Annotated in this window: 24 protein-coding genes; 22 read left to right on the forward strand and 2 right to left on the reverse strand. The window is 68.9% G+C overall.

The window, feature by feature from the left end; translation table 11 throughout:
• Positions 1-194: 194 nt before the first annotated feature.
• The 22 genes from CNE_RS21035 (at position 195) to CNE_RS21140 (ending at position 23,832) form a co-directional block, all read left to right on the forward strand.
• The gene (locus CNE_RS21035) at positions 195-1,382 is read left to right on the forward strand and encodes a helix-turn-helix transcriptional regulator (protein WP_013952294.1); all 1,188 of its coding nucleotides are present in this window, start codon (positions 195-197) and stop codon (positions 1,380-1,382) included.
• Positions 1,383-1,638: 256 nt separating this feature from the next.
• A complete protein-coding gene (locus CNE_RS21040; protein ID WP_013952295.1) occupies positions 1,639-2,355 on the forward strand; it encodes an EthD domain-containing protein in 717 nt (238 codons plus the stop codon).
• A 105-nt stretch (positions 2,356-2,460) separates the two neighbouring features.
• Positions 2,461-3,357 carry a VOC family protein gene (locus CNE_RS21045; protein WP_013952296.1) on the forward strand — a complete coding sequence of 299 codons (897 nt, stop codon included), beginning with the start codon at positions 2,461-2,463 and terminating at the stop codon, positions 3,355-3,357.
• Between the two features lie 7 nt (positions 3,358-3,364).
• Entirely contained in the window at positions 3,365-4,255 is an 891-nt protein-coding gene (locus CNE_RS21050) for a CoA transferase subunit A (protein ID WP_013952297.1), read from the forward strand.
• Between the two features lie 23 nt (positions 4,256-4,278).
• The gene (locus CNE_RS21055; protein WP_013952298.1) at positions 4,279-5,079 is read left to right on the forward strand and encodes an acyl CoA--acetate/3-ketoacid CoA transferase subunit beta; all 801 of its coding nucleotides are present in this window, start codon (positions 4,279-4,281) and stop codon (positions 5,077-5,079) included.
• Between the two features lie 7 nt (positions 5,080-5,086).
• Positions 5,087-5,977 (forward strand): enoyl-CoA hydratase, encoded by an 891-nt coding sequence (locus CNE_RS21060; RefSeq protein ID WP_013952299.1) that lies wholly within the window; start codon positions 5,087-5,089, stop codon positions 5,975-5,977.
• Positions 5,974-7,056, forward strand: a complete 1,083-nt coding sequence (locus CNE_RS21065) for an NAD(P)H-dependent flavin oxidoreductase (protein WP_013952300.1) — start codon at positions 5,974-5,976, stop codon at positions 7,054-7,056. Before CNE_RS21060 ends, CNE_RS21065 begins: the two co-directional genes overlap by 4 nt.
• A gap of 19 nt (positions 7,057-7,075) precedes the next feature.
• Positions 7,076-7,867: an enoyl-CoA hydratase family protein gene (locus tag CNE_RS21070; RefSeq protein ID WP_013952301.1), complete on the forward strand. Its 792-nt coding sequence runs from the start codon at positions 7,076-7,078 to the stop codon at positions 7,865-7,867.
• Complete coding sequence (locus tag CNE_RS21075; RefSeq protein WP_013952302.1) at positions 7,857-9,023, forward strand: acyl-CoA dehydrogenase family protein; 1,167 nt, start codon at positions 7,857-7,859, stop codon at positions 9,021-9,023. The genes CNE_RS21070 and CNE_RS21075 overlap by 11 nt, the downstream gene beginning before the upstream one ends.
• Before the next feature lie 21 nt (positions 9,024-9,044).
• On the forward strand, positions 9,045-10,112 hold the full coding sequence (locus CNE_RS21080) for an acyl-CoA dehydrogenase family protein (protein WP_013952303.1): 1,068 nt from the start codon (positions 9,045-9,047) through the stop codon (positions 10,110-10,112).
• 20 nt (positions 10,113-10,132) lie between these two features.
• Positions 10,133-11,284 (forward strand): acetyl-CoA C-acetyltransferase, encoded by a 1,152-nt coding sequence (locus CNE_RS21085; RefSeq protein ID WP_013952304.1) that lies wholly within the window; start codon positions 10,133-10,135, stop codon positions 11,282-11,284.
• 10 nt (positions 11,285-11,294) lie between these two features.
• Positions 11,295-12,170 (forward strand): SDR family oxidoreductase, encoded by an 876-nt coding sequence (locus CNE_RS21090; RefSeq protein WP_013952305.1) that lies wholly within the window; start codon positions 11,295-11,297, stop codon positions 12,168-12,170.
• Between the two features lie 11 nt (positions 12,171-12,181).
• The gene (locus tag CNE_RS21095) at positions 12,182-13,345 is read left to right on the forward strand and encodes an acyl-CoA dehydrogenase family protein (RefSeq protein ID WP_013952306.1); all 1,164 of its coding nucleotides are present in this window, start codon (positions 12,182-12,184) and stop codon (positions 13,343-13,345) included.
• Positions 13,342-14,544, forward strand: coding sequence for an acyl-CoA dehydrogenase family protein (locus CNE_RS21100; protein ID WP_013952307.1), 1,203 nt, complete (start codon positions 13,342-13,344; stop codon positions 14,542-14,544). Before CNE_RS21095 ends, CNE_RS21100 begins: the two co-directional genes overlap by 4 nt.
• Complete coding sequence (locus CNE_RS21105) at positions 14,541-15,344, forward strand: SDR family oxidoreductase (protein WP_013952308.1); 804 nt, start codon at positions 14,541-14,543, stop codon at positions 15,342-15,344. The genes CNE_RS21100 and CNE_RS21105 overlap by 4 nt, the downstream gene beginning before the upstream one ends.
• A gap of 40 nt (positions 15,345-15,384) precedes the next feature.
• The gene (locus tag CNE_RS21110) at positions 15,385-15,840 is read left to right on the forward strand and encodes a MaoC family dehydratase (protein WP_010813969.1); all 456 of its coding nucleotides are present in this window, start codon (positions 15,385-15,387) and stop codon (positions 15,838-15,840) included.
• A 13-nt stretch (positions 15,841-15,853) separates the two neighbouring features.
• Positions 15,854-17,056, forward strand: coding sequence for an acetyl-CoA C-acyltransferase (locus tag CNE_RS21115; protein ID WP_013952309.1), 1,203 nt, complete (start codon positions 15,854-15,856; stop codon positions 17,054-17,056).
• Positions 17,057-17,127: 71 nt separating this feature from the next.
• A complete protein-coding gene (locus CNE_RS21120; protein ID WP_013952310.1) occupies positions 17,128-18,093 on the forward strand; it encodes a WD40/YVTN/BNR-like repeat-containing protein in 966 nt (321 codons plus the stop codon).
• A 38-nt stretch (positions 18,094-18,131) separates the two neighbouring features.
• Entirely contained in the window at positions 18,132-20,573 is a 2,442-nt protein-coding gene (locus CNE_RS21125) for an efflux RND transporter permease subunit (RefSeq protein WP_013952311.1), read from the forward strand.
• Between the two features lie 86 nt (positions 20,574-20,659).
• Positions 20,660-21,838 carry an NADH:flavin oxidoreductase gene (locus CNE_RS21130; protein ID WP_407919950.1) on the forward strand — a complete coding sequence of 393 codons (1,179 nt, stop codon included), beginning with the start codon at positions 20,660-20,662 and terminating at the stop codon, positions 21,836-21,838.
• Between the two features lie 75 nt (positions 21,839-21,913).
• Positions 21,914-23,014, forward strand: a complete 1,101-nt coding sequence (locus CNE_RS21135) for a Rieske 2Fe-2S domain-containing protein (protein ID WP_013952313.1) — start codon at positions 21,914-21,916, stop codon at positions 23,012-23,014.
• A 26-nt stretch (positions 23,015-23,040) separates the two neighbouring features.
• Positions 23,041-23,832 (forward strand): SDR family oxidoreductase, encoded by a 792-nt coding sequence (locus CNE_RS21140; protein ID WP_041228560.1) that lies wholly within the window; start codon positions 23,041-23,043, stop codon positions 23,830-23,832.
• Positions 23,833-23,903: 71 nt separating this feature from the next.
• Here the strand turns inward: CNE_RS21140 and CNE_RS42740 are convergent, their stop codons facing one another.
• A complete protein-coding gene (locus CNE_RS42740; RefSeq protein ID WP_013952315.1) occupies positions 23,904-24,026 on the reverse strand; it encodes a hypothetical protein in 123 nt (40 codons plus the stop codon).
• 106 nt (positions 24,027-24,132) lie between these two features.
• The gene (locus tag CNE_RS21145) at positions 24,133-25,512 is read right to left on the reverse strand and encodes a DUF1329 domain-containing protein (protein ID WP_013952316.1); all 1,380 of its coding nucleotides are present in this window, start codon (positions 25,510-25,512) and stop codon (positions 24,133-24,135) included.
• Positions 25,513-25,782: the final 270 nt, after the last annotated feature.

Consider the following 25,782-nt stretch of genomic DNA (forward strand, 5'->3'; position numbering starts at 1 on the left):
CATTTGATCGGCGGCAGGCGCGATGGGCATCGTCCGATTGCAGGTCAGGGAAAACACTTAGATGGCGCGAACCAGGGCAAACAAGAGCGCCGCGTGACGGACATCGGCAGGCAGCCTCCCTATAATCTGCGCTGCCCAGGTGCCGCAGAGCACCGGTCAGTCCACGCATGGGGTGTGGAAACAGGAGACAGACAATGTTGATGGCGACCGTTGAGGCGCAAGGGGTGGCGTCGCCCTGGTTTGCGCAGTCCGGACTGAGCCTGCCGCATTTCAGCGCGCTGCTGGCGGCGGTCTATGAAGGGCCGATGGAACCCGTGCCCTGGGGCCGCGCGCTGGAAATGCTGCGCAAGCAACTTGGTGCCAGCTATGTGAGCTTCATCCTGCGCTCGCCCGCGAGCGACCGCAGTGGCATCGCGGTGCACGCGTCGCAGCACGGCACTTCGCTGGAGGCCGAGGCGTCGTACAACACCTACTACTACGCCATCGATCCCTTTATCAACCTGCCTACCGACCGGGCCGTGACGGTCGACGAAGCGATGGGCCCCGGCAACTGGTGCCGCAGCGAGATCTACCGGCAGTTCCTGCAGCCGCTTGGCGTGCGCTACCTGCTGGGCGCGGACATCCGCACCGAAGACGGGGTCGAGTGCCGGCTGCGCGTCTGCCGCCAGCACGACGCGCAGGACTTCTCCGAGGTGGACAAGGCGGCCTGCGCCACCATCCTGCCGCACCTGAGGCGCGCGGTCCGGCTGCATTCCAGGCTGGATGTGGTCGAATCGGAGCGCAGCCTCTATGCGGGCGCGATCGACCGCATGCTGGTGGGCATGGTCATCCTCGACGCAGCCGGCGCAATCCTGAAGAAAAATGCGGAAGCCGATGAGATCCTGGCGGAGAACGACGGCATCCGCCTCAATGGCGGCAACTTCGAGATCGCCTACGCACAGGAAAGCCGCAAGTTCCAGTACCTGCTGCGCCGCGCCCAGATGGGGCACCACGGCAGCGCGCCGGCGCTGGCCGAAGCCATGTCGATCACCCGCCCCTCGGGGCGCGGCAAGCTGGGCGTGCTGATCCGCACCATTCCGCTCAGCGAATGGTCGGAAGACCACCGGCATCGCCCGGCCTGCGCTGTCTTTATCCGCGATCCCGAGCGCAAGTCGCGCGCCTCGCACGAGGTGGTGCGCAAGCTGTTCGACCTCACGCCCGCCGAGACCGCACTGGCACTGGTGCTTGCCGACGGCATGACGCTTGACGAAGCCGCCGAGGCGCTGGGCACCAGCAAGAACACGGCGCGCGCCCACCTGCGCGCGATTTTCTCCAAGACCGGGGTCACGCGGCAGGCCACGCTGGTGCGCATGCTGCTGAGCAGCGTCGTGACGCTCGGCTGAGCGCCATGGCTTGATCCACGCACGCGTGTTCCAGGACGCGCGTAATGCCCTTATGGCCCGATGATCGGTCCTCCTAGTCCGAATGGAGGATGAGACCCGCCATCCGCGCCCCTAGCATGCATCCGACAAGCGGGCGCGGCACACGGACGGCACCTCAGACGGACGCAGCGGCGCGTGCTGTCCACGCCCGGTCCTGTTCTGCGCACGCATCAACCTGTCCGGCCCCGGCCGGCACCAGTACCAGGGAGCGTGGAGCATGGAAAAAGTCATCTATATCGTCTGGCGCGAATCTCAGACCGAGCCGGGGGAGTTCGCGCGCCGGCTGCGCACGACGCTTGCGGACAAGCTATTGGCGCTGGGCGCGCGCGGACTGCAGGTGAACGTGGCCGATGACGCGGTGTTGCCGGCCGCGGGCCTGCGCCAGGCGAATACCCGCCCGCAGATGGATGGGCTGGTCTCGGTCTGGATGGACAGCGCCATCGACTGCCTGCGGCAGCCGTTCGACCAGGCGATCGAGGCCGCCGTGGGCCGCATGGCCGGCTACCTTGTGACGGAGTCCCAGCCCATCCGCAATACACGTTTCCCGGCCGCGCCGGGCGAACGCACGCCCGGCTTCGCGCAGCTTGCCTTCCTTACCCGGCCGCCCCGGCTTACGCCGCAGGCCTGGCTGGACATCTGGCACAACCACCACACGCCGGTGGCGGTCGAGACCCAGGACAACTTCCTCTACGTGCAGAACGTGGTGGTGCGGCCGGTCACCTACGCCGCGCCGCACTACGACGCCATTGTCGAAGAGGGCTTCCCCGATGCGGCGATGACCGACCCGCAGGCGTTCTTCGACGCGGCCGGCGACGAAGGCAAGTTCCAGCGCAACCTGCAGGCCATGATGGAAAGCTGCCAGCGCTTCATCGACTTCGACAAGATCGACGTGATTCCCACCAGCCAGTACCTCGTGCGCCCGGCGGCGGCCTGACGCCCGCGCCGGACCGGCTAGTCCCACTGGACGATGTGCCGGGCCGCAGCGCACGGAAGAATGGTCCCATCAGCCAACAGTGGCAACGAACCTGAGGAGACCGGCATGTTGGATATCCGTGCGCTAGGCTACATCGTGGTCGAGTCCACCGACCTGGGGCAATGGCGGCACTATGCCGAACAGGTGCTGGGCATGGCCTGTTCCGGCGCCCCCGGCGGTGCGCTGTACGTGAAGATGGACGAGCGCGACTACCGCTACCTGGTGGTGCCGGGCGCGCGTGACCGCTACCTGGCATCGGGCTGGGAGCTGGCCGACGAGTCGGCCTACCGCCATGCGCTCGACACGCTGCGCCAGGCCAAGGTGGAGGTCGTGCACGCCAGCGCCGCGGAACTGGCACAGCGCCGCGTGCAGGCCATGGCCTGGTTTTCCGATCCCTCGGGCAACCGCCATGAGATCTCCTGGGGCATGCGCTCGGACTTCCTGCGCTTTGTCTCGCCGCTGGGCGTGCCGCGCTTCATCACGGACCCGATGGGGGCGGGCCATGCGGTCCTGCCCGCGCCGGCCTTCGACGAGACCTATGCCTTCCTGTGCGAGGTGATGGGTTTCGGCCTGTCCGACATCTTCCGCGTGCGCTTTACCAACGACCCGGCCGAACCGGAAAAGCGCATCCACTTCCTGCATTGCGGCAACGCCCGCCACCACAGTCTGGCGATCTTCGAGATGCCGTCGGAATCCGGCTGCATCCACGTGATGGCCGAGGTCCCCGACATGGCCGAGGTGGGCCGCGCGCTGGACCGCGTGCAGCAGCACGGCGTGACGCTCTCGGCCACGCTGGGCCAGCACTGCAATGACCGCATGACTTCCTTCTACATGAAGACCCCCGGCGGCTTCGACCTCGAATTCGGCCACGGCGGCCTGGTGGTGGACTGGAGCCACCACGCGGCCTACGAGGCCACGCGCGTCAGCCTGTGGGGACACGACTTCAGCATCGGATACCGCTAAACACACCATGACCAAGACAATCGACAAGACCATGAGCGCGGCCGACGTGGTCGGCCGGCTCGCCGATGGCATGACCATCGGCATCGGCGGCTGGGGCCCGCGCCGCAAGCCGATGGCGCTGGTGCGCGAGATCCTGCGCTCGCCGCTGAAGGACCTGAGCGTGGTCGCCTACGGCGGCCCCGAGGTGGGCATGCTGTGCGCGGCCGGCAAGGTGCGCCGGCTGGTGTTCGGCTTCGTCTCGCTCGACGTGATTCCGCTCGAGCCCTACTTCCGCCAGGCGCGCGAGCGCGGCGTGCTGGAAGTGACGGAGCTGGATGAAGGCATGCTGCAGTTGGGCCTGCGCGCGGCGGCCGCGCGCCTGCCGTTCCTGCCGACGCGCGCCGCGCTGGGCACCGACGTGCTGGACATGAACCCCCAGCTGAAGACGGTGCGCTCGCCCTATGCCGACGGCGAAGTGCTGGTGGCGATGCCGGCAATCAAGCTCGATGCCGCGCTGTTGCACGTGAACGACAGCGATGTGCTCGGCAACACCCGCATCGACGGGCCCGATCCGTTCTTCGATGAATGGTTCGCACGCGCCGCGCACCGCTGCTATGTGAGCTGCGAAACGCTGCACCCGCGCCTTGAGGATGAAGACCTGGCGCGCGCGCGCAACAACGCCTTCGAGCGCTCGCTGGTAAGCGGCGTGGTGCACGTGCCCGGCGGCGCCCATCCCACTTCCTGTGCGCCGGCCTACGGCTGGGACCTGCCCGCGCTGAAGGCGTACTGCGCCAGCGCCGAGGCCGAGGACGGCTTCCGCGCCTACCGCGACGAGGTGGTGGGCGCGAGCGAAGCGGCCTACCTGGAGCGCATCGGCGGCCTTGGCCATGTGCACGACCTGCCGCTGCCGGTACTTTGAACCCGCCAACCCAAGGAGCGACCGTGAGCGCCACTTATGAATTCACCCGCGCCGAGCTGATGATTGCCGCCGCCGCCCGCGAATGGCGCGACGACGGCGAGGTGCTGGCCACCGGCATCGGCACCGGCCCGCGCATCGCCGCCGGCCTGGCGCGGCTTGCGCACAATCCGGGCCTGCTGCTGACCGACGGCGAGGCCTACCTGGTGGAAACGCCGGTGCCGCTGGGCCCGCGCGAGCCGGGCTACAAGGTGCGCGCCAGCGGCTGGATGGGCTACTCGCGCGTGTTCGACTGCCTGTGGGGCGGGCGGCGCCACGCGCTGGTGATGCCGACGCAGATCGACCGCTTCGGCCAAACCAATATTTCCTGCTTGGGCGGCACGCATGCGCAGCCCAAGACCCAGCTGCTGGGCGCACGCGGCTTTCCCGGCAACAGCATCCACCACGCCAATTCCTTCTTCGTGCCGGCCCACGGCACGCGCGCGTTCGTCGCCGGTGAAGTCGACATGGTCTGCAGTGCCGGCTACAACCCGGCCCGCCAGTTGGAGGGCATGCGCAGCTTCGTTGACCTGCGCGTGATCGTCACCGACCTGTGCGTGATGGATTTCGGGGGGGCTGACCATGCCATCCGCGTGCGCTCGCTGCACCCGGGCGCGAGCTTTGACCAGGTGCAGGCGGCCACGGGCTTTGCGCTGGCGAATACACCCGGCGAGGCCCTGCCGGAGACGGCGCCGCCGACACCGGAAGAGCTGCGGCTGATCGCCCAGCTTGATCCGCACAACCTGCGCGCGGCAATCGTGCGCGGCAATCCTTCCGGACGCGTGTGAGGCCGACATGACAACGCCAGCTTTCGAAGCCATCAGTCTTGGCCCCAATGCCGAGGTGCTCTACCAGGTCGCGGACGGCATTGCCACCGTGACCATGAACCGGCCGCAGTTCCACAACGCGCAGAACTCCAAGATGACCTACGCGCTGGACGAGGCCTACCGGCGCGCCGCCGCGGACGACGCGGTCAAGGTGATCGTGCTGCGCGGGGCCGGCAAGCATTTTTCGGCCGGGCACGACATCGGCACGCCGGGACGCGACATCAATGTGTCGTTCGAGCGTGCCTCGCTCTGGTATGACCATGTCAACAAGCCGGGCGGCGAGTTCCTCTATGCCCGCGAGCAGGAGGTCTACCTGGGCATGTGCCGGCGCTGGCGCGAACTGCCCAAGCCGACCATCGCCATGGTGCATGGCGCCTGCATTGCCGGCGGGTTGATGCTGGCGTGGGTGTGCGACCTGATCGTGGCGTCGGACGATGCCTTCTTTGCCGATCCGGTGGTGCGCATGGGCATTCCCGGCGTGGAATACTTCGCGCATCCCTACGAGCTGCATCCGCGCATCGCCAAGGAGTTCCTGTTCCTGGGCGAGCGCATGGGCGCCGAACGCGCCGAGCGCATGGGCATGGTCAACCGCGTGGTGCCGCGTGACGCGCTGGAAGACACCGTCTACGGCATGGCCGCCAAGGTCGCGCAGATGCCGCGGCTGGGCCTGACGCTGACCAAGCAGGCGGTCAACCATGTGGAAGACCTGCAGGGCAAGCGCACCGCGATGGATGCCGTCTTTGCCTGGCACCACTTCGCCCATGCGCACAATGAACTGGTCAGCGGCGACAAGCTCGGCGGCTATGACGCGCGCGCCATGGCCGCTTCGCAACGCACCGGCGGCGAGGACAAGGCATGAGCACCGCGAGCCTGCACACCGTGCTGTGCGACCTGCTGGGCTGCCGCTACCCCATCGTGCAGACGGCGATGGGCTGGGTGGCGGATGCGAAGCTGGTGGCGGCCAGCGGCAATGCCGGGGCCTTCGGCTTCCTGGCCGGCGCCACCATTCCGCCCGGCGAAGTCGAGCGCGAGATCCTGCGCGTGAAGGCGCTCAGCGACCGGCCCTTCGGCATCAACTTCCACATGTTCCAGCCCAACGCGGATGAAGTGATCGAGATGGCGATCCGCCATCGCTTGCGCGCCGTCAGCTACGGGCGCGGCCCGGACGCGAAGATGATCGGCAAGCTCAAGGCGGCTGGGGTGGTCTGCATGCCGACCGTCGGCGCGGCCAAGCATGCGGCCAAGGCCGTGGCACTGGGCGCGGACGTGGTCACCGTGCAGGGCGGCGAGGGCGGCGGCCATACCGGCGGCACGCCGACGACGCTGCTGCTGCCGCAGGTGCTGGACAGCGTGAGCGTGCCGGTGGTGGCCGCCGGCGGCTTCTTCGACGGCCGCGGACTGGCTGCGGCACTGGCCTACGGCGCGGCCGGCGTGGCCATGGGCACGCGCTTCCTGATGTCGGCCGAATCGCCGGTGCCGGCGCCAACGCTGGAGCGCTACGTCAAGGTGCGCGACCCGGCCAGCATCCGCGTATCGCTGGCCATTGACGGCCTGCCGCAGCGAATGATCGACAACGACCTGCTGCTGGCCCTGGAGAAGGCCGGTCCGCTGCGGCGCACCTGGCTGGCGCTGGCGGCCGCGCGCAAATGGCAGGCGCGTACCGGCATGCGCAGCGCGCAGATGCTGGCCACCGCCTGGCGCGCGATGCGCGAGCAGGACTACAGCGCCGCCCAGACCCTGATGGCCGCCAACGCGCCGGTGCTGATCCAGCGCGCCATGGTGGAGGGATGCCCCGATGAAGGCGTGCTGCCCAGCGGCCAGGCAGCCGCGGCGATCCGGGCCATCGAATCCTGCGAGCAGATCGTGGCCGGCATGGCCGCGCAGGCGCAGGCGCGCCTTGCGGCGCTGGCTGGCGCCGCACTGGCTGCAGCGGCCTGACCCACAGACAGAGGAAACCATGCAAACGAACAAAAAGACCGGGCCGTTCCGCATCGACACCGCCGACGGCATCGCCGAACTGGTGATCGACCATGCGCCCGTCAATGCGCTCGACAGCGCCGGCTGGCATGCGCTGGCCGCCGCGATCGACCAACTCGGCACCGATCCCGCCGTGCGCGTGATCGTGCTGCGCGGCGAAGGCCGCGGCTTCTGCGCCGGCGTCGACATCAAGGAGCTGGCCGCGCACCCGCAGCGCATCGTCGATGTCAACGCCGGCAACTACGCCACCTTCCGCGCCGTGCACCGCAATCCCAAGCCGGTCATCGTGGCCGTGCACGGCTTCGTGCTGGGCGGCGGCATCGGCATCTGCGGCGCGGCCGACATCATCGTGGCCGCGGATTGCGCGCGCTTTGGCGTGCCGGAGATCGACCGCGGTGCCATGGGTGGCGGCGCCCACCTGCAGCGCATGTTCGGCGTGCAGAAGGTCAGGGCGATGTACTTCACGGGCGAGATGATCGATGCCGCCGAGGCGTACCGGCTGGGCGCGGTCGAGCGCGTGGTGCCGCGCAGCGAGTTGCGCGACGCCGCCATGACGCTGGCCCGCCAGATCGCCGCCAAGAGCCCGGCCATGCTGCAGCTGGCCAAGGAAGCGCTCAATGGCGTGGAAGACGGCAACCTGGAGGACAAGTACCGCTGGGAACAGGGTTTCACGCTGCAGGCCTATATGAGCGCCGATTCCGGCGAGGCGCGTGCCGCCTTCGTCGAAGGCCGCGAAGCCCGCTTTGCGCAGGGGGAGCGCGATGCAGCTTGAATACACCGACGCCCAGCGCGCCTTCCGCGCCGAGGTGCGCGACTGGATGGCCGCGCACGTGCCGCGCACGCCGCTGGCGAGCTTCGATACCGAAGCGGGCTTCGCCCAGCACCGCGCCTGGGAAGCCACGCTCAACCAGGGCCGCTGGAGCATGGTCACGTGGCCGGCCGAACTGGGCGGGCGCGGCTGCGACCTGATCGAGTGGCTGATCTTCGAGGAAGAGTACTGGCGTGCCGGCGCGCCGATGCGCGTCAACCAGAACGGCATCTTCCTGCTCGGGCCCACGCTGATGGAATTCGGCACCGAGGCGCAGAAGGCGCGCTTCCTGCCGCGCATGGCCTCGGGCGAGCATGTCTGGGCGCAGGGCTGGTCCGAGCCGAACGCAGGCTCGGACATGGCCGCGATCCGCTGCAGCGCGATCCGGCAGGGCGATGACTATGTGATCAACGGCCAGAAGATCTGGTCGACGCGGGCGGTGTGGGCGGACTGGCTGTTCGGCCTGTTCCGCACCGACCCGGCCTCGACGCGACACCATGGCCTGACCTTCATCCTGATGCCGCTGGACACGCCCGGCATCACCGTGCGCCCGATCCGCCAGCTCAACGGCCAGACCGGCTTTGCCGAGATCTTCTTCGACGACGTGCGCGTGCCGGTGGAAAACCGCCTGGCCGCCGAAGGCGCCGGCTGGCAGGTGGCCATGGCCACCGCCGGCTTCGAGCGCGGCCTGATGCTGCGCTCGCCGGCGCGCTTCCAGGAAACCGCACGCGCGCTGGTCAGGCTGTACCAGGCCAACCGCGAGGCGGCGGACCGCGACCCCTCGCTGCGCGAGGCAGTGCTGCGCGCCTGGATGGACGCCGAGGCCTACACGCTGTCCACCTACGCCACCGCGAGCCGCCTGGTGCGCGGCGGCCATATCGGCGCGGAGTCGAGCACGAACAAGGTGTTCTGGTCCGAGCTGGACATCCATATGCACGATACCGCGCTGGCCATCCTGGGGCAGGCGGCAGAGGTCGCGCCCGACGGCCAGCCGCCGGGTTCGCTCGGCCACTGGCTGGACGGCTTCCTGTTCTCGCAGGCCGGCCCGATCTATGCCGGCACCAACGAGATCCAGCGCAACATCGTCGCCGAGCGCCTGCTCGGCATGCCGCGCGCATGACGGCACCCCGGGGAAAACACCATGGATTTCGCATTGACCGAAGAACAAGAACAGTTTGCCGAGGCGATCCGGCGCTTCCTGATGACCGAGATGACGCCCGAGCTGACGCGCGAGCTGTGGGCCACCGAGTCCGGCCGCTCCGACGCGCTGTGGCGCCAGCTTGCCAACCAGGGCCTGACCGCGGTGATGGTGCCGCAGGAGCAGGGCGGACTGGGGCTGGGGGAGGTCGAATGGGCGCCGCTGGCGCAGGCCTGCGGCTACTTTGCGCTGCCCGAGCCTTTGCTCGACACTGCGCTGGTGGCGGCGGGGCTGCTGCGTGACGCGCTCGCGGCGGCGCCGAACGCCTCGGCGCGCGAGCGCTGCGCCACGCTGCTGGAGCGCATCGCCGCCGGCGATGCCCGCGTGGCGGTGGCGCATCCGCAAGAGCGGCTGGTCGCTGACGCCCATGTGGCCGACGCCATCCTGTGCGCGCACGAAGGTGCCGTGCACCTGCTGCGGCCCGACCAGGCCGTGCTGACGGCGCGCACCGGGCTCGATCCTTCGCGCCGTCTGTTCGAGCTGGCCTGGACGCCGGCCGCGGATAGCGGGCTGATTTCGTCCGGCAGTGGCCTGTGGGACAGCGCGCTGAACCGCGGCGCGCTCGGCGTGGCCGCGCAGCAGCTGGGCCTGACCCAGCGCATGCTGGACCTGGCGATCGACTACAGCGCGCAACGCAAGCAGTTCGGCAAGGCCATCGGCGCCTACCAGGCGGTCAAGCACCTGCTGGCCGACGTGGCGATCCAGCTTGAATTCGCCCGGCCGGTGCTGCTGCGCGCCGCCGCGGCGCTGGCGTATGGCCTGCCCGATGCGGGCCTGCATGTCTCGCACGCCCGCGTGGCAGCCGCGCGCTGCGCCTGGAGCGCGGCGCGCCAGGCCATCCAGGTGCATGGCGCAATGGGCTACACCTGGGAGCTGGACCTGCAGATCTTCACCAAGCGGGCCTGGGCCCTGGCGGGAAGCTGGGGCGACCGTGCCTTCCACAAGGCGCGCATTGGCGCGCACATCCTTGACGGCGCGCATGACATCGGCGCTGGCGCCACCTTCGCCTGAATCCAAAGAGAGCAAAGACCATGAAAGACGCCTATATCGTTGATGCCCTGCGCACGCCCACCGGGCGCCGCAAGGGCGGACTGTCGCACATGCACGGCGCCGACCTGGGCGGCTTCGTGCTGGCCGAGCTGGTGCGCCGCAACGGCATTCCCGCCGAGGACTATGACGACGTGGTGTTCGGCTGCGTCGACACCATCGGCCCGCTGGCCGGCAATATTGCCCGCAGCGCGTGGCTGGCTGCCGGCCTGCCGCTGACGGTGCCGGGCGTGACCGTGGACCGGCAGTGCGGCTCCTCGCAGCAGGCCGTGCACTTTGCCGCGCAGGCGGTGATGAGCGGCACGCAGGACGTGGTCATTGCCGGCGGCGTGCAGACCATGACCCAGATCCCGATCTCGTCGGCCATGCTGGCGGGGCAGGCGCTGGGTTTTGCCGACCCGTTCTCGGGCAGCAAGGGCTGGCAGGCACGCTTTGGCGATGCGCCGGTGTCGCAATTCCATGCTGCGCAGCGCATTGCCGATCACTGGAAGTTGTCGCGCGAGGCCATGGAAGTCTACGCGCTGGAAAGCCACCGGCGCGCCGCTGCGGCCATTGAAGGCGGCCGCTTTGCGCGCGAGATCGTGCCGTGCGAAGGCGTGAAGCATGACGAGACCCCGCGCCCTGATACCACGCTGGCCAGGATGGCTGCGCTGGAACCGCTGATGCCCGGCAGTTCGCTGACCGCGGCCGTGTCCAGCCAGACCGCCGATGCCGCCGCCGCGCTGCTGATCGTCTCGGAAGACGCGCTCAAGCGCTACCAGCTCAAACCGCGCGCGCGCATCGCGCATATGAGCGTGCTGGGAGATGACCCGCTGTGGATGCTGACCGCGCCGATCCCTGCGACCAAACGCGCACTGGAGCGCAGCGGCCTGCGCCTGGCCGATATCGACGTGGTCGAGATCAATGAAGCGTTCGCCTCGGTGGCGATGGCATGGCTGGCCGAGACCGGCTACGCGGCCGAGCGCACCAACCCCAACGGCGGCGCCATCGCACTGGGCCACCCGCTGGGCGCCACCGGCGCGCGCCTGATGACCACGCTGCTGCATGAGCTGGAACGAACCGGCGGGCGCTACGGCCTGCAGACCATGTGCGAAGGCGGTGGCCTGGCCAACGTCACCATCATCGAACGCTTGTAAGGAGACCGCCATGGGAATCTGCGACGCACGCACCGTCATCATCACCGGCGCCGGCGGCGGGCTGGGCCGTGCCTATGCGCTGGCCTTCGCCGCCGAGGGCGCCAATGTGGTCGTCAACGACATCCGGCTCGAGGCGGCCGAGGCCGTTTGCGCGGAGATCCGCGCGGCCGGCGGCAGCGCACTGGCCAGCGCTGACGACATCACGCAACTGGCCATCGCGCAGCGCATCGTCGATGCCGCGGTCGAGGCCTTCGGCGAGGTGCATGTGCTGGTCAACAACGCCGGCATCTGCCGCGACCGCATGTTTGTCAGCCTGACCGAAGCGGACTGGGACGACGTCATGCGCGTGCACCTGCGCGGCCACTTCTGCCTGGCCAACCTGCTCGCCAAACGGTGGCGCGATGCCGCCAAGGCCGGCCGCGCCGTCGATGCGCGCATCATCAACACCAGCTCCGGCGCAGGCCTGCAGGGTTCGGTCGGACAGTCGAACTACGCCGCCGCCAAGGCCGGCATTGCCGCGCTCACGCTGGTGCAGGCCGCCGAGCTGGGCCGCTATGGCATCACCGCCAATGCCCTGGCGCCGGCGGCGCGCACCGGCATGACCGAAGACGTGTTCGCCGACATGATGCGGGCGCCGGCCGCCGGCTTTGACTACTATGACCCGGCCAACGTCGCGCCGCTGGTGGTGTGGCTGGGCAGCGCCGCGTCCGCGCAGGTCAACGGGCGCATGTTCGAGGCGGCCGGTGGCATGGTCTCGGTGGCCGACGGCTGGCGCAGCGGACCCAAGACCGACAAGGGATCGCGCTGGCAGCCGGCCGAACTGGGCGCAGCCGTGGCGGAACTGCTGGCGCAGGCGCAGCCGCCCCAGCCGGTCTACGGCAGCTGAGCGCGACGGCCATGGACTTCTCCCTTAGCGTCGAACAGCAGATGGTCCGCGACAGCGCGCGCGACTACCTCGCCGCGCACAGCGATTCGGAGGCGGTGCGGCGCGTGACCGAGGTAGGCCCGGCGCACGACGAGGCCCTGTGGCAAGCGGTCGCGGGCGAACTCGGCTGGTGCGGCATCGCACTGCCCGAAGCCGTGGGCGGCGCCGGCCTGGGCGCGCCCGGGCTGGTGCTGCTGCAGGAACAACTGGGCCAGCGCCTGGCCTGCGTGCCGTTCTGGTCCGCCGTGTGCGTGGCCGCCCCCTGGCTGCAGGCCAGCCTGGGCCCGCGTGGCAGCGCGCAGTGGCTGGAACGGCTGGCCTGTGGCGAGCTTCGTGCCGCCGCGGTGCTGCCGGACGATGGCGGCTGGCAGTACGACGGCGCCGCGATTGGCGCGCAGGCAAGCACGGATGGCTTCGTGCTGCGTGGCTGCGCTGCCCAGGTGGCCGATGCCGTCGGCGCTGACTGGCTGCTGGTGCCGGCCCGACTCGAAGACGGCGTGCCTGCGCTGTTCCTGCTGGAACCGACAGCACTGGCACAGGATGCGCGATTCATGCTGGCGCCGCTCGATACGCTGGACCGCACGCGGCCGCTGGCCGCGCTGCGGCTGGACGGGCTGCCGGTGCCCGCCAGCGCCTGCCTGGCGCGCGCGGACGCGGCGGCCTCCGGCCTGGCCCATGCCTGGTGGCACGGCAAGCTGATGCTGGCGGCGGAGCAGCTTGGCGCGGCCCAGCAATGCCTGGACCTGACCGTGGCCTATGCCTCGGAACGGATCCAGTTCGGCCGCGCCATCGCTTCGTTCCAGGCGGTCAAGCACCGCTGCGCGCAGATGATGGTGCTGGTCGAGGCAGCGCGCTCGGCAGTGTATGGCGCGGCGCAGGCGTGGGAAATGAGCGATGTGGCCGATGGTACCGGCATCCGCCTCGACATCGCCGCCGCATCCGTGGCCGCCGACGATGCCCTGCGCTTCTGCGCGCAGGAGGCCATCCAGTTGCATGGCGGTGTCGGCTTCACTTGGGAGTACGACCCCCAGCTCTATTTCAAGCGCGCGCAGGCCGCCAGCCACTGGCTGGGCGGTGCCGGCGCGGCGCTGGCGTATCTCGCAGCAAATGGCCCGCACGCCTGGAGGACAGCATGACAGCGAATCACGAGGCGGCATTTCGCGCCGAAGTCGCGCAGTGGATGGCCGCCAACCTGGCCGGCGAGTTCGCCTGCCTGAAGAACCGCGGCGGCCCCGGCGACGAAGAGGCCTATCCCGAACTGCGCAAGGCATGGGAGCGCCGGCTGGCCGAAGGCGGCTGGACCGGCCTGGGCTGGCCGCGCGCGCATGGCGGGCGCGAGCTGCCGGTCATGCAGCAGGTGATCTTTCATGAGGAATATGCGCGGGCGGCGGGGCCGGGGCGCATGGGCCATATCGGCGAGGGGCTGATCGGCCCGACCCTGGTCGCCTTCGGCACCGAGGACCAGAAGGCGCGCCTGCTGCCCGGCATCCTGAATGGCACCGCGTTCTGGTGCCAGGGGTATTCGGAGCCTGGGGCGGGCTCGGACCTGGCCAATGTGCGCACGCGGGCGGAGCGCGATGCGGCCAGTGGCGACTGGCTGGTGAGCGGCCAGAAGGTGTGGACCTCGCTCGCGCACGATTCGGACTGGATCTTCGTGCTGGCGCGCTGCGAGCCCGGCTCGCGCGGCAGCAAGGGCCTGATCTTCCTGATGCTGCCGCTGGACCAGCCCGGCATCGAGATCCGGCCGATCCGCCAGATGGGCGGTGGCGCCGAATTCAATGAGGTGTTCTTCGACGGCGCGCGTGCCGCCGCCGCCGATGTGCTGGGCGCGCCCGGCGATGGCTGGCGCATCGCCATGGCGCTGCTGGGCTTCGAGCGCGGCATCTCCACGCTGGGCCAGCAGATGCAGTTCACGCATGAACTGGAATGGGTGGCGCAGACCGCGCGCGACAACGGCAGCAGCCGCGACGCGCTGGTGCGCCAGCGCATTGCGCGCGCCTGGGCCGGCCTGCGCGTGATGCGCGCCAATGCGCTGCGCATGCTGGCAGGCGCGGCGCAGGCAGGCCAGGACGGTGGCACCGCGCTGCAGCGCGAGGCGCTGATCTACAAGTACTACTGGTCAAACTGGCACCGCGACCTGGGCCAGCTGGCGCTGGACGTGCTGGGCCCGCTGGCCAATGTGCTGGACGCCGGCGACACGCGCCGCACGCGGCTGCAGCAGATGGCGCTGTTCTCGCGCGCCGACACCATCTACGCCGGCACCAACGAAATCCAGCTCAACATCATCGCCGAACGCGGCCTCGGCATGCCGCGCGAAGCACGAGGACAGCCATGACCCTGAACACCGAAATCCCCAGCGCCCCAGCCTATGTGCCGGGCCATCAGCTGCTCGCCGGCAAGAGCGTGCTCATCACCGCGGCGGCGGGCGCCGGCATCGGCTTTGCCGCCGCGCGCCGCTGCGCGGAGGAGGGCTGCCGCGCGCTGATGATCTCCGATGTTCACCAGAAGCGGCTGGACGAAGCGGTCGGGCGCCTGCGCGCGGAAACCGGCCTGCAGGCGATCCATGGCCAGCTTTGCGATGTGTCGGATGAAGCGCAGGTGCGCGCACTTGTGGCCGCCGCCGAAGAAGTTTTGGGCGGAACCGACGTACTGATCAACAACGCCGGCCTGGGCGGCTCGCGCCGCCTAGTTGATATGGACGATGCCGAGTGGTCGCGCGTGATCGATATTTCCCTCACGGGCACCTTCCGCATGACGCGCGCGATGTTGCCGCACATGCAGGCGCGCCGGCGCGGCGCCATCGTCAACAACGCCTCGGTGCTGGGCTGGCGTGCGCAGAAGGAGCAGTCGCACTACGCCGCGGCCAAGGCCGGGGTGATGGCGCTGACGCGCTGCAGCGCGATGGAGGCCGCCGAATTTGGCGTGCGCATCAATGCGGTGGCGCCCAGCATCGCGCTGCATGACTTCCTGAAGAAGTCGGCGCCGGCCGACCTGCTGCGCCAGCTCAGCGAGCGCGAAGCCTTCGGGCGCGCGGCCGAGGTGTGGGAGGTGGCCAATGTGATGGTGTTCCTGGCCAGCGACTATGCCTCGTACATGACGGGCGAGGTGCTGCCGGTGAGCAGCCAGCGGGCTTGAAGGGAAACAGTTGGGACCGGGAACAACGCAGGAACCAGACATGCCAAGAATCTTCCGTTCTGCCGAAGACATCCACGCCGCCGTCGGCCAGCGCCTCGGCGAAAGCGCCTGGACCCAGATCACCCAGGAACAGGTCAACCAGTTCGCCAATGCCACCGGCGACCACCAGTGGCTGCACGTGGACCCTGAGCGCGCCGCGCAGGGCCCATACGGCGCCTGCATCGCGCACGGCTACCTGACGCTGGCGCTGGTCAACCAGTTCCTGCCGGAACTGGTCACGGTCGAAGGCATGAAGTGGGGCGTCAACTACGGCTGCGACAAGGTGCGCTTCCCGGCGCCGGTGCGCGTGGGCGCGCGCGTGCGCGGCGTGGGCGAGCTGGTGCGGGCCGAGACCTTGCAGGGCGGCGTGCAGTCGGTGGTGCGCATGACCGTGGAAATCGAAGGCGGGGACAAGCCGGCCTGCGTGGCCGAGACCATCAGCCGCTATTACTTCTGAACAGGAATCCAGAATGAAAGAAGCAGTCATTGTCGCCGTCGCGCGCACACCGATCGGCAAGGCCTTCCGCGGTGCCTTCAACGACACCGAGGCCCCGGTGCTGGGCGGCCACGTGGTGCGCGCGGTGGTGGAGCGCGCCGGCGTGGATCCGTCCGAGGTGGAAGATGTGCTGATCGGCGCGGCCGCGCAGCAGGGCACCCAGGGCTACAACCTGGGCCGCCTGTGCGCGGTGGCGGCCGGTCTGCCGGACAGCGTGCCCGGCATGACCATGGACCGCATGTGCGGCTCGGGCCTGATGACGATCGCGGCGGGCGCCCGCGCGATCCAGTGCAGCGAGGCCGACATCATCGTGGCCGGCGGCGCGGAATCCATCTCGCTGACGCAGACCAAGCACAAGAACAGCTACCGCGCCCAGTCCGAAGCGGTGCTGGCGCGGCAGCCGGCAGCCTATATGGCAATGATCGAGACCGCCGAGGTGGTGGCACGCCGCTACGGCATCAGCCGCGCCGAGCAGGATGCCTACGCCTGGCGCAGCCAGCAGCGCACCGCCGAGGCACAGCGGCGCGGTGCCTTCGACGACGAGATCGTGCCGCTGGAAACGCGCCGCGCGCTGTTCGACAAGGCCGGCACGCTGACCGGCCACGAGACCGTGCGGCTTGCGCACGACGAGTGCAACCGGCCCGATACCACGGCCAGCAGCCTGGAGGCGCTGAAGCCGGTCTGGAGCGGCGGACAGGCTGTGGCCGCCGGCGAGCACATCACCGCCGGCAATGCTTCGCAACTGTCGGACGGCGCCGCCGCGGTGCTGCTGATGAGCGCCGACGAGGCCCGCCGCCGCGGCCTGCGCCCGCTGGGACGCTACCGCGGCATGGCGGTGGCGGGCTGCGCGCCGGACGAGATGGGGATTGGCCCGGTGTTCGCCGTGCCCAGGCTGCTCGAGCGCCATGACATGACGGTGGCGGATGTGGGCCTGTGGGAGCTGAACGAGGCCTTTGCCTGCCAGGTGCTGTACTGCCAGCAGAAGCTGGGCATCCCGGATGCGCGGCTGAACGTCAACGGCGGCGCGATCTCGATCGGCCATCCGTTCGGCATGTCGGGTGCGCGCATGACCGCGCACGCGCTGATTGAAGGCCGGCGCCGCGGCGTGCAGCAGGCGGTGGTGACCATGTGCATCGGCGGCGGCATGGGCGCCGCCGCGCTGTTCGACATCCTGTAATCACAAGCAGCCCCTGCAGGGACCGGCCCGCAACGAGGCCGCCTGCCATCACTCCAACCGGAGGAGACATCATGAAACGACTGATCGGCGTCGCCATGTCGCTGGCCGTGCTGGCCACCGCGGTATGGGCCTTCGCGCCGCGCCCGCTGCCGCCGTTCGCGGCTACGACGCTGCGCCCGGACGGCCTGCAGGTCAACGGCATCGCGCGCGCCGGCGAGCGCCTGGTGGCGGTGGGCGAGCGCGGCCAGATCCTGTTCAGCGACGACCAGGGCCGCAACTGGCGCACGGCCGTCGTGGATCATCCGCAAGGCGCCGCGCTGACCCAGGTGGTCTTTGCCGACAGCCGCCACGGCATGGCGGTCGGGCACAGCGGCTGGATCCTGCGCACCGAAGACGGCGGTGCCCACTGGCAGCAGGTGGCCTTCGACGCGCGCTCGTCCGATCCGCTGCTGGGCGCCTGGGCGCAGGCGGGCGGCCCGTGGTTCGCGGTCGGCAGCTTTGGCCGCTTCCTGGTCTCGCGCGACCAGGGCAGGCACTGGGAGGCGGCCGCAGACAAGGCCATGCAAGACCGCCACCTCAACGGCATTGCCGGCGATGGGCAGGGACGCCTGATGCTGGTCGGCGAAGCCGGCCTGGTGCTGCGCTCGCCCGACGGCGGCAGCCGCTGGGAGGTGGTGAAGTCCCCCTACGAGGGTTCGCTGTACGGCGTGCAGCCGCTGCGCGACGGCGCCTGGCTGGCTTTCGGCATGCGCGGCAACGCCTTGCGCAGCGAGGACTTCGGCGCCACCTGGCAGGCCGCGGACACTGGCCTCAAGACCTCGTTCTTCGGCGGCGTCGAGCTGCCCGATGGCCGCATCGTGCTGGCCGGGCAGGGTGGCACGCTGGTGATGTCCGCCGACGGCGGGCGCCAGTTCACCGCCTTGCCCGCCGGCAGCCCGCAGACCCTGGCCGCGCTGGCCCCTGCCGGCAAGGACACGCTGGCGCTGGGCGGCAATGGCGGCCTTGCCGGCGCCACGCTCGCCGCCAACCCCCGCTGACCCTGCCTGACCCTGGCTAACCGAATGCGAGAACGATCATGACCCGCCCCCATTCCTCCGGCCGCCTGGGCCGCCTTGTCGATGCCTGTGCCAGCCTGCTGATGCACCGGCGCCGCCTGCTGCTGGTGCTGTGCCTGGCCGTGACCGTGGCGCTGGGCGTCTCGGCCACGCGGCTGCGGCTCGATCCCGGCTTCAACAAGATGATCCCGCTGCAGCACCGGTACATGCAGGTGTTTACCAAATACGCGAGCACCTTCTCCGGTGCCAATACGGTGCTGCTGAGCCTGCGCTGGAAGGGCGACGGCGACATCTATAACGCGGCCTTCATGGACAAGCTGCGCCGCGCCACCGATGACGTGTTCTTCATTCCCGGCGTGGACCGGTCGCGCGTGTTCTCGCTGTTCACGCCCAATGTGCGCTACACCGAGGTGACGGAGGCGGGCTTTCGCGGCGACGTGGTGGTTCCGGGGCGCTTCTCCGGCACGCCGGCCGAGCTCGATAAGGTGCGCCGCAACGTGGCGCGCTCCGGCCAGATCGGCCGCCTCGTCAGCAACGACCTGAGGTCCGCGCTGATTCGCGCGGAGCTGCGTGAGACCGATCCGGCCACCGGCAAGACCATCGACTACGGTTCGGTCGCACGCCAGCTGGAGAAGATCCGCGGGGAATTCAGCGGCACCGACGTCGAGGTCAATATCGTCGGCTTTGCCAAGCTGGTGGGCGATGTGGAAGAGGGCATCGCCGGCGTGATGGGCTTCTTCGCGCTGGCCTTCGCCGTGACTGCGCTGCTGCTGTGGCTGTACACGCGCTCGCTGCGCATCACGCTGCTGTCGCTGGTGGTGGCGCTGCTGCCCGTGGCCTGGCTGCTGGGCCTGCTGCCGCTGCTGGGCTACGGCATCGACCCAATGTCGATCCTGGTGCCGTTCCTGATCTTCTCGATCGGGGTCTCGCACGCGGTGCAGATGACCAATGCCTGGAAGCAGGAAGTGGTGCAGGGGCATGGTGCGCTGGACAGCGCCAGCGCGGCCTTCCGCAAACTGTTCATCCCCGGCACGGTCGCGCTGCTGACCAACGCGCTCGGGTTCATGGTCATCATGCGCATCGAGATCGACATCGTGCGCGAGCTTGGCATCACGGCCTGCCTGGGTGTGCTGCTGATGATCGTGACCAACAAGGTGTTCCTGCCGATCCTGCTGTCGTACACGCGGCTGGAGCCGTCGGCGCTGGCATCGGCGCAGGCCCGGCGCGCGCAGGGAACCGGCGGGCTGTGGCAGAAGTTCGGCGCGCTGGCGCGCCCGGGACCGGCGCTGGGGGTGTTCGTGGCCGCGCTCGCGCTGCTGGCGGCCGGCGCCATCGATTCACGCGGCCTGAAGATCGGCGATGTCGGCAGCGGCGCACCGGAACTGCGCGCGGATTCGCGCTACAACCGCGATAGCGCCAGCATCGTGAGCCAGTACAACATCGGCTCGGATGCACTGACCGTGGTGGTGGAGCCCACCGGCTTCGACGACGGCTGCCTGCACTACCCGGTGATGAGTGCGGTGGAACGCTTCGAGATGCATATGCGCGGCGTGTCCGGCGTGCAGTCGGTAGTGAGCGTGTCATCGCTGGCCAAGGTGGTGATCGGCGCCTACAACGAGGGCAACCCGCGCTGGGAGGCGCTGCCGCGCAGCAGCGAGGGCCTGAGCCAGGGCGCCAAGGCCTTCGACCCGGACAACGGCATGAATACCTCGAACTGCCAGGCCATCCAGGTGCTGATCTACACGGCCAACCATGAGGGCGCCACCATCGCCCACATCATCCGCGAGATCCGCCGCTTCACCGCCGCCGACAAGACCCCCAACGTGGCGTTCCGCCTGGCCGGGGGCAATATCGGCGTGATGGCGGCCACCAATGAGGCCGTGGAGGAAGCCGAAGTGACCATGCTGCTGTCGATCTTCGGCGCGATCACGCTGCTGTGCCTGCTGACGTTCCGCTCGTGGCGCGCGGTGCTGTGCATCATCGTGCCGCTGACGCTGGTGTCGGTGCTGTGCAATGCGCTGATGGCGCGGCTTGGCATCGGGCTGAAGGTGTCGACGCTGCCGGTCATCACACTGGGCGTGGGCGTTGGCGTGGACTACGGCATCTACCTGTATGAGCGCATCCAGCACCAGATCCGCGAGGAAGGACAGGCCTTGCCGCAGGCCTTTGCCGAGGCCATGCGCCAGCGCGGTTCGGCGGCGCTGTTCACGGCGCTGACGATGTGCATCGGCGTGGGCACCTGGGCCTTTGCCGCGCTCAAGTTCCAGGCCGACATGGGGATCCTGCTGGCCTTCATGTTCCTGGTGAACCTGTTCGGTGCGGTGTCTTTGCTGCCGGCGCTGGCTGCGTGGCTGGGGGTGGAGGAAGAAGAGCGTGCACGCGTGGCCGCCGGTGGTGCCGGTGGCGCAGCGCGCGGCGAGACGGTGACGCCGGCGCACGCCTTGAAATCCGACGTGGTATAGGGCCGATGTCCCGGAGAAACAACATGCACGATAACCAGGCTTCCGCGGCGGCGGCATTCACGCCGGTCCGCATCGGCCCGCTCACGCTGCGCAACCGCTTGATCAAGGCCGGCGCCAACGAGGGCATGACGCCGCAGGGCCTGCCGACCCAGGCCCTGGTCAGGCACCACCGCGAGCTTGCCGCGGGCGGCGTGGGCATGACCACGGTAGCGTATGCGGCGGTGGCCGACGACGGCCTGACTTTTTCGCACCAGCTCAGCATGCGCCCGGAGCAGGTTGCGCCCCTGCGCGTGCTGACCGATGCCGTGCATCGCGAAGGCGCTGCGGCCTGCCTGCAGATCACCCATGCGGGCTCGTTCACCACCATGCGCCACGGCGGCAGCCGCGCGCCGGGCAGTGCTTCGGCCGGACTCAATGCCTTTGGCATGCTGCATGGCGTGTATTTCCAGCGTGCCATGCGCGAGGCGGACATGGCACGCGTTGCCGGCCAGTTCGCCGCGGCAGCGCGTCTGGCGCGCGAAGCCGGCTTCGATGCGGTGGAAATCCACATGGGGCACGGCTACCTGCTCAACCAGTTCCTGTCGCCGCTGAGCAACCGGCGGCGCGATGCGTTCGGCGGCGGCGTGGAGAACCGCACCCGCTTTCCGGCCGCGGTGCTGCGCCAGGTGAAGGACGCGGTCGGCGCCGAGCTGGCGGTCTGCTGCAAGCTGAGCGTCAGCGACGGCGTGCCGGGCGGCAACGAACCTGCGGATTCCGCCGTGACCGCGCGCCTGCTGGAGGCGGAAGGCGCCGACCTGCTGACCCTCAGCGGCGGGCGCAACGTGGAGAGCCCGTGGGCGCTGTTCGGCAGCCCCATGCCCACGGCGCAGATGAAGGCCGCCGCACCGACCGCGGTGGCGCGCTTCGGCATCACCATGCTGGAAAAGCGTACGCCGCGCGCGCTGGCCTTTCGCGAGCTGTATTTCCTGGAAGCGTCGCGCGTGGTGCGGCGGGCGGTGCGCATGCCGCTGGCCTATATCGGCGGCGTCAAGTCGATCGGCAATGTCGCGCAGCTGATGGAAGAGGGTTTCGACTGCGTCGCGCTGGCGCGCGCGCTGATCCACGATCCCGCGCTGGTCGCCAACTGGCGCAGCGGCGCGGTGGCGCATTCGGCCTGTGACAGCTGCAATGGCTGCGTGGCCCGGATCTACGATCCGGCCGGCGTCAGTTGCGTGCACGGCCCGGGCAATGATCCGGCTCTGACCAGGATTGCCGCGCTGCAGTAGTCCGATGGGACGATGAGCCGCCGGCCAGACGCTCTTATCTTGAAGGTCCCACGGGAATTCAAGGAGACAGACGCCATGACCGCTGACGGCAACCAGACTGGCTACAAGGCCGGCTACAAGATCGAATCACGCCCGCCCGAGGCCCGCTTCGCGCGGGGCTGGCATTGCCTCGGCCTGGCCGATGGCTACCGCGACGGCGTGCCGCACACGCTGAATATCTTCGGCCGGCGCCTGGCGGCATTTGCCGACTCGACCGGCGCGATTCGGGTGATCGACGGCTACTGTCCGCACATGGGGGCGGACCTGAGCACCGGCACCGTGCAGGGCGACAACCTGGTCTGCCCGTTCCACGGCTGGCAATGGGGCGGCGACGGCGGCTGCAAGTCCATCCCTTACTGCAAGCGCGTGCCGCCCAAGGCCCGCGTCGGCGCCTGGGAGACCTGCGAGCAGAACCGGCTGCTCTTCATCTGGCACGATCCCGAAGGCCGCCCGGCCCCCCCCGAGGTGGCGATCCCGCGCATCGAGGCCTGCTTCTCATCGGATTGGTCGGACTGGGCCATCGACGAGATGCTGATCCGCACCAACTGCCGCGAGCTGGTCGACAATATCTCTGACATGGCGCATTTCGGCACGGTCCATGGCGCGCCGGTGGACTACTTTGCCAACCTGTTCGAAGACCACAAGGCCACGCAGCTGATGATCGGACGCAGTGCTCGGCTCTCCGGCGATGCACAGCTGACGGCGCTGTCCACGTACTTCGGGCCCGCGTACCACATCACCGAGATGAGCGGACAGATGGGCGACCAGCAGATCCACTCGATCCTGCTCAACTGCCATGTGCCGATCGACCTCAACAGCTTCGCGCTGCGCTACGGCGTGCTGGTGAAGAAGATCCCGGGGCTGTCCGAGGAACAGAACCGTGCCATGGCGCAAGCCTATGTGGAGCAGGCCAAACAGGCCTTCTACGAGGACGTGGCGATCTGGGACAGCAAGATCCGCATCGACAACCCGCTGCTGTGCGAAGGCGACGGGCCCATCTACCAGATGCGTGACTGGTACCAGCAGTTCTACACCGACGTGGAACAGGTGCGGCCGTCCAGCGTGGCACGGCGCACGTTCGAGCTGAACCCGGGCGGCATCGAGCCGCCGGCGCTGCGGCATGTGTTCGAGGCCTGATCGACACCGTCATGGAACTCAACCACATGAAAACCGTAGTCATTACCGGAGCCGCGTCCGGCATGGGTGCGGCCGTGCGCCAGCGCATGCTCGCGGACGGCTGCCGGGTCATCGGCATCGACCTGCGCGATGCCGACATCCTTGCCGACCTGTCCAACCCGCAGGGCCGCGCTGCCGCCATCGACGCTGTACTGTCGCGGTCGGGTGGCCGCATCGATCAGCTGGTCTGCTGCGCCGGCCTGGGCCCGCATGTCGAACCCGCCACGCTGGTGGCATCGGTCAACTACTTCGGCGTGGTGGCGCTGCTGGATGGCCTGTTCGAGGCGCTGCGCCAGGGCTCGGATCCGTGCGCCGTGGTGGTGTCGTCCAATTCGGCCACGCTCCAGTCCTGGGAGGGCAGCCCGCTGCGTGATGCCTACCTTGCCGGCGACGAGTCCGGCGTGCGCGCGATGGTGGCAGCCGCCGCGGCGGCGGAAGCCACCCGGGACCAGGCTGGCTATATTGCCTATGCCAGCTCCAAGCATGCGGTGGCGGCGGCCGCGCGGCAACGTGCTGCCGCGTGGGGCCAGGCCGGCGTGCGCTTCAACGTGGTCGCGCCGGGCGCGGTGGAAACGCCGCTGCTGCAGGCAGGGCTGAAGGACCCGCGCTATGGCGACGCCATCCGCGATTTCCTGCCGCCGTTGGGCCGCCGTGCGCAGCCTGAAGAGGTGGCCGCGCTGATCGTCTTCCTGTGCGGGCCGCAGGCGGCCTACATCCATGGCAACGTGGTGTTCATCGACGGCGGCCTGGATGCCGCGCAGCGACCGCTGAACTTCTGATCTCCTGGTCAATGGGGCATCCGCCGCGGCTCGCGGCGGATGCCCCATTTTTATTTGATGGCGTTCCGGACTTACGCGACCACGACATCGTCCTGCATCCGGCGTTCGCGTTCGCCGGGATACAGGGCTTCCTTTTCGAGGTAGAAGCAACCGGCGCAGCCCGGGTTGCAATCGGAGCGGCTGGGCTTTGCCATGTAAAAACCCCCAAAAGTCGTCTCCGACTTCTGGGGGCAGTTCAGGGAGGGGAGGGGAGCGCGACCGGGCGCCAAAGGCTGCGCCCGGCCGGATATCACGATCGGATCAGGTACCCGACCCACGCGCGGCGTCCGGGGAGAAGAACGCCTCGTTGAATTCCGGACTGTTGTTCAGCGTTGCCATCGGGCCTTCGTTGGTCAGGCGGTCCGCCAGGTAGGCACCCGAAATCAGGTCATGGTAGAAGACCGTGGTCGGATAGTAGCGGCGTGCATCATAGGTGTACACCGAGGCCTGGAGATTGGTGCGCCACAACTGGCCGCGGCCATCGTAGTTGTCGGCCGCCAGGGCTAGCCAGCTGTCTTCGTCGAGATACAGGACGCGCTTCGCATACTGGTGCCGGAAACCGGACTTGAGCGTTGCTTCCAGTACCCATACCCGATGCGGTTCATAGCGCATGACGTCCGGATTAGCGTGGCCATTCGTGAGCAGCTCCTTGTACTTGACGGAAGTGCTCAGCAGCTTGTAGTTGTGGTACGGGACGAAGATCTCTTTCTTGCCGACGATCTTCCAGTTGTAGCGTTCGCCCGAGCCGTTGAAGAGCCGGTCGTCGTCCACGGTGCGGAAGCCGCCGGGGCCCTGGGGCTGGTCAAAGCCGAATTCCGGCGCCTGGCGCACCCGCCGCGTGCCCGGGTTGTAGATCCACGTGCGGTTGGTGTCAGAACCCTCCTGGTCCCAGACCGCGTAGCCAACGATCACCTGGCCGCGGTCACGCAACGGCAGGTCCGTGGCGGTGCGGAAGAAGGAGCGCTCGTTGATGGCGTTGTGCGGGTCGAACTTGCCGTTATTGCGCGGCGACAGGATGCTGTATGAGACGCGTCCCCACGCGATCGAGCCGTTCGGATAGACCACGGCCTGGTCGAACTGCGCCTTCTCGGTGCCGATGGCCGACGAGAAGCGCTGGTTCCACAACAGCTCCATCGCGGTTTTCGGAATCGGGTAGGGAACCTGGGGTCCCGCTTCCTTCAGGCCGTTGGCATCGCTCGTCATGCTGACGGTGGCGGCGTAGGTGCGGATGTCCTTGTAGACGGCGTCCTCATACCGGAAGTCGCGATGGCTGGGGTAGACCGGCATCTTGAAGGTGTCGGGGTACTTCTTGAACAGCGCCTTCTGCCCGTCGCTGAGCCGCTCGGCATACTGCGCCATGTTCTGCGCGGTGATGACGAACAGCGGCTTCTCATCGGCATACGGGTCCGGATAGCGTTCGCCGCGCTGGTATTTGACATGGGCCGGCGTGCCCAGCCACTTGCCGGACCATGCCGGGACCTCGCCGTCCTTGCTGGCGGCACGCTCGGCGCCCATCGGCGTGAGGGGGCCATCCAGTTGCTTGAGTTCCTCCGGGGTGACCTTCGCCCACGATGCCGCCGCCAGGGCCATGCTGGTGAGCAGCAGGCCACCGCGTATCAGTTGTCTTGTGCTGGATTTCATTGAAGTCTCGCTCCTTGTAAAGAGGAATTGCCGGCGCTGGCTGTGCCTGTGCCTGTGCCTGTGGTGACAGCGTAGTGATGGCGCGGCGGCGGGGAATCGTTGGAACGGACTAGTGGATTTCCCTAGCCTCCGGCGTGGCGGAGGGCTGGGTGTGGCGCGGGGGGCCAATCCGGGTGGCGTGCCAGCATCCCGCGAGGATTGCGGGAGCGTACCGGGGCGGTACGGGAAGGGGAGGGGGAGCGGGAGCTGAAACGGCGCGAGGCCGGGCAA

The sequence above is a fragment of the Cupriavidus necator N-1 genome, from assembly GCF_000219215.1.
GTDB lineage: Bacteria > Pseudomonadota > Gammaproteobacteria > Burkholderiales > Burkholderiaceae > Cupriavidus > Cupriavidus necator.

Coding starts and splice junctions, on each gene's coding strand:
- CNE_RS21035 (WP_013952294.1), top strand. CDS start 195: ATGTTGATGGCGACCGTTGAGGCGCAAGGGGTGGCGTCGCCCTGGTTT.
- CNE_RS21040 (WP_013952295.1), top strand. CDS start 1,639: ATGGAAAAAGTCATCTATATCGTCTGGCGCGAATCTCAGACCGAGCCG.
- CNE_RS21045 (WP_013952296.1), top strand. CDS start 2,461: ATGTTGGATATCCGTGCGCTAGGCTACATCGTGGTCGAGTCCACCGAC.
- CNE_RS21050 (WP_013952297.1), top strand. CDS start 3,365: ATGACCAAGACAATCGACAAGACCATGAGCGCGGCCGACGTGGTCGGC.
- CNE_RS21060 (WP_013952299.1), top strand. CDS start 5,087: ATGACAACGCCAGCTTTCGAAGCCATCAGTCTTGGCCCCAATGCCGAG.
- CNE_RS21065 (WP_013952300.1), top strand. CDS start 5,974: ATGAGCACCGCGAGCCTGCACACCGTGCTGTGCGACCTGCTGGGCTGC.
- CNE_RS21070 (WP_013952301.1), top strand. CDS start 7,076: ATGCAAACGAACAAAAAGACCGGGCCGTTCCGCATCGACACCGCCGAC.
- CNE_RS21075 (WP_013952302.1), top strand. CDS start 7,857: ATGCAGCTTGAATACACCGACGCCCAGCGCGCCTTCCGCGCCGAGGTG.
- CNE_RS21080 (WP_013952303.1), top strand. CDS start 9,045: ATGGATTTCGCATTGACCGAAGAACAAGAACAGTTTGCCGAGGCGATC.
- CNE_RS21085 (WP_013952304.1), top strand. CDS start 10,133: ATGAAAGACGCCTATATCGTTGATGCCCTGCGCACGCCCACCGGGCGC.
- CNE_RS21090 (WP_013952305.1), top strand. CDS start 11,295: ATGGGAATCTGCGACGCACGCACCGTCATCATCACCGGCGCCGGCGGC.
- CNE_RS21095 (WP_013952306.1), top strand. CDS start 12,182: ATGGACTTCTCCCTTAGCGTCGAACAGCAGATGGTCCGCGACAGCGCG.
- CNE_RS21100 (WP_013952307.1), top strand. CDS start 13,342: ATGACAGCGAATCACGAGGCGGCATTTCGCGCCGAAGTCGCGCAGTGG.
- CNE_RS21105 (WP_013952308.1), top strand. CDS start 14,541: ATGACCCTGAACACCGAAATCCCCAGCGCCCCAGCCTATGTGCCGGGC.
- CNE_RS21110 (WP_010813969.1), top strand. CDS start 15,385: ATGCCAAGAATCTTCCGTTCTGCCGAAGACATCCACGCCGCCGTCGGC.
- CNE_RS21115 (WP_013952309.1), top strand. CDS start 15,854: ATGAAAGAAGCAGTCATTGTCGCCGTCGCGCGCACACCGATCGGCAAG.
- CNE_RS21120 (WP_013952310.1), top strand. CDS start 17,128: ATGAAACGACTGATCGGCGTCGCCATGTCGCTGGCCGTGCTGGCCACC.
- CNE_RS21125 (WP_013952311.1), top strand. CDS start 18,132: ATGACCCGCCCCCATTCCTCCGGCCGCCTGGGCCGCCTTGTCGATGCC.
- CNE_RS21135 (WP_013952313.1), top strand. CDS start 21,914: ATGACCGCTGACGGCAACCAGACTGGCTACAAGGCCGGCTACAAGATC.
- CNE_RS21140 (WP_041228560.1), top strand. CDS start 23,041: ATGAAAACCGTAGTCATTACCGGAGCCGCGTCCGGCATGGGTGCGGCC.
- CNE_RS42740 (WP_013952315.1), bottom strand. CDS start 24,026: ATGGCAAAGCCCAGCCGCTCCGATTGCAACCCGGGCTGCGCCGGTTGC.
- CNE_RS21145 (WP_013952316.1), bottom strand. CDS start 25,512: ATGAAATCCAGCACAAGACAACTGATACGCGGTGGCCTGCTGCTCACC.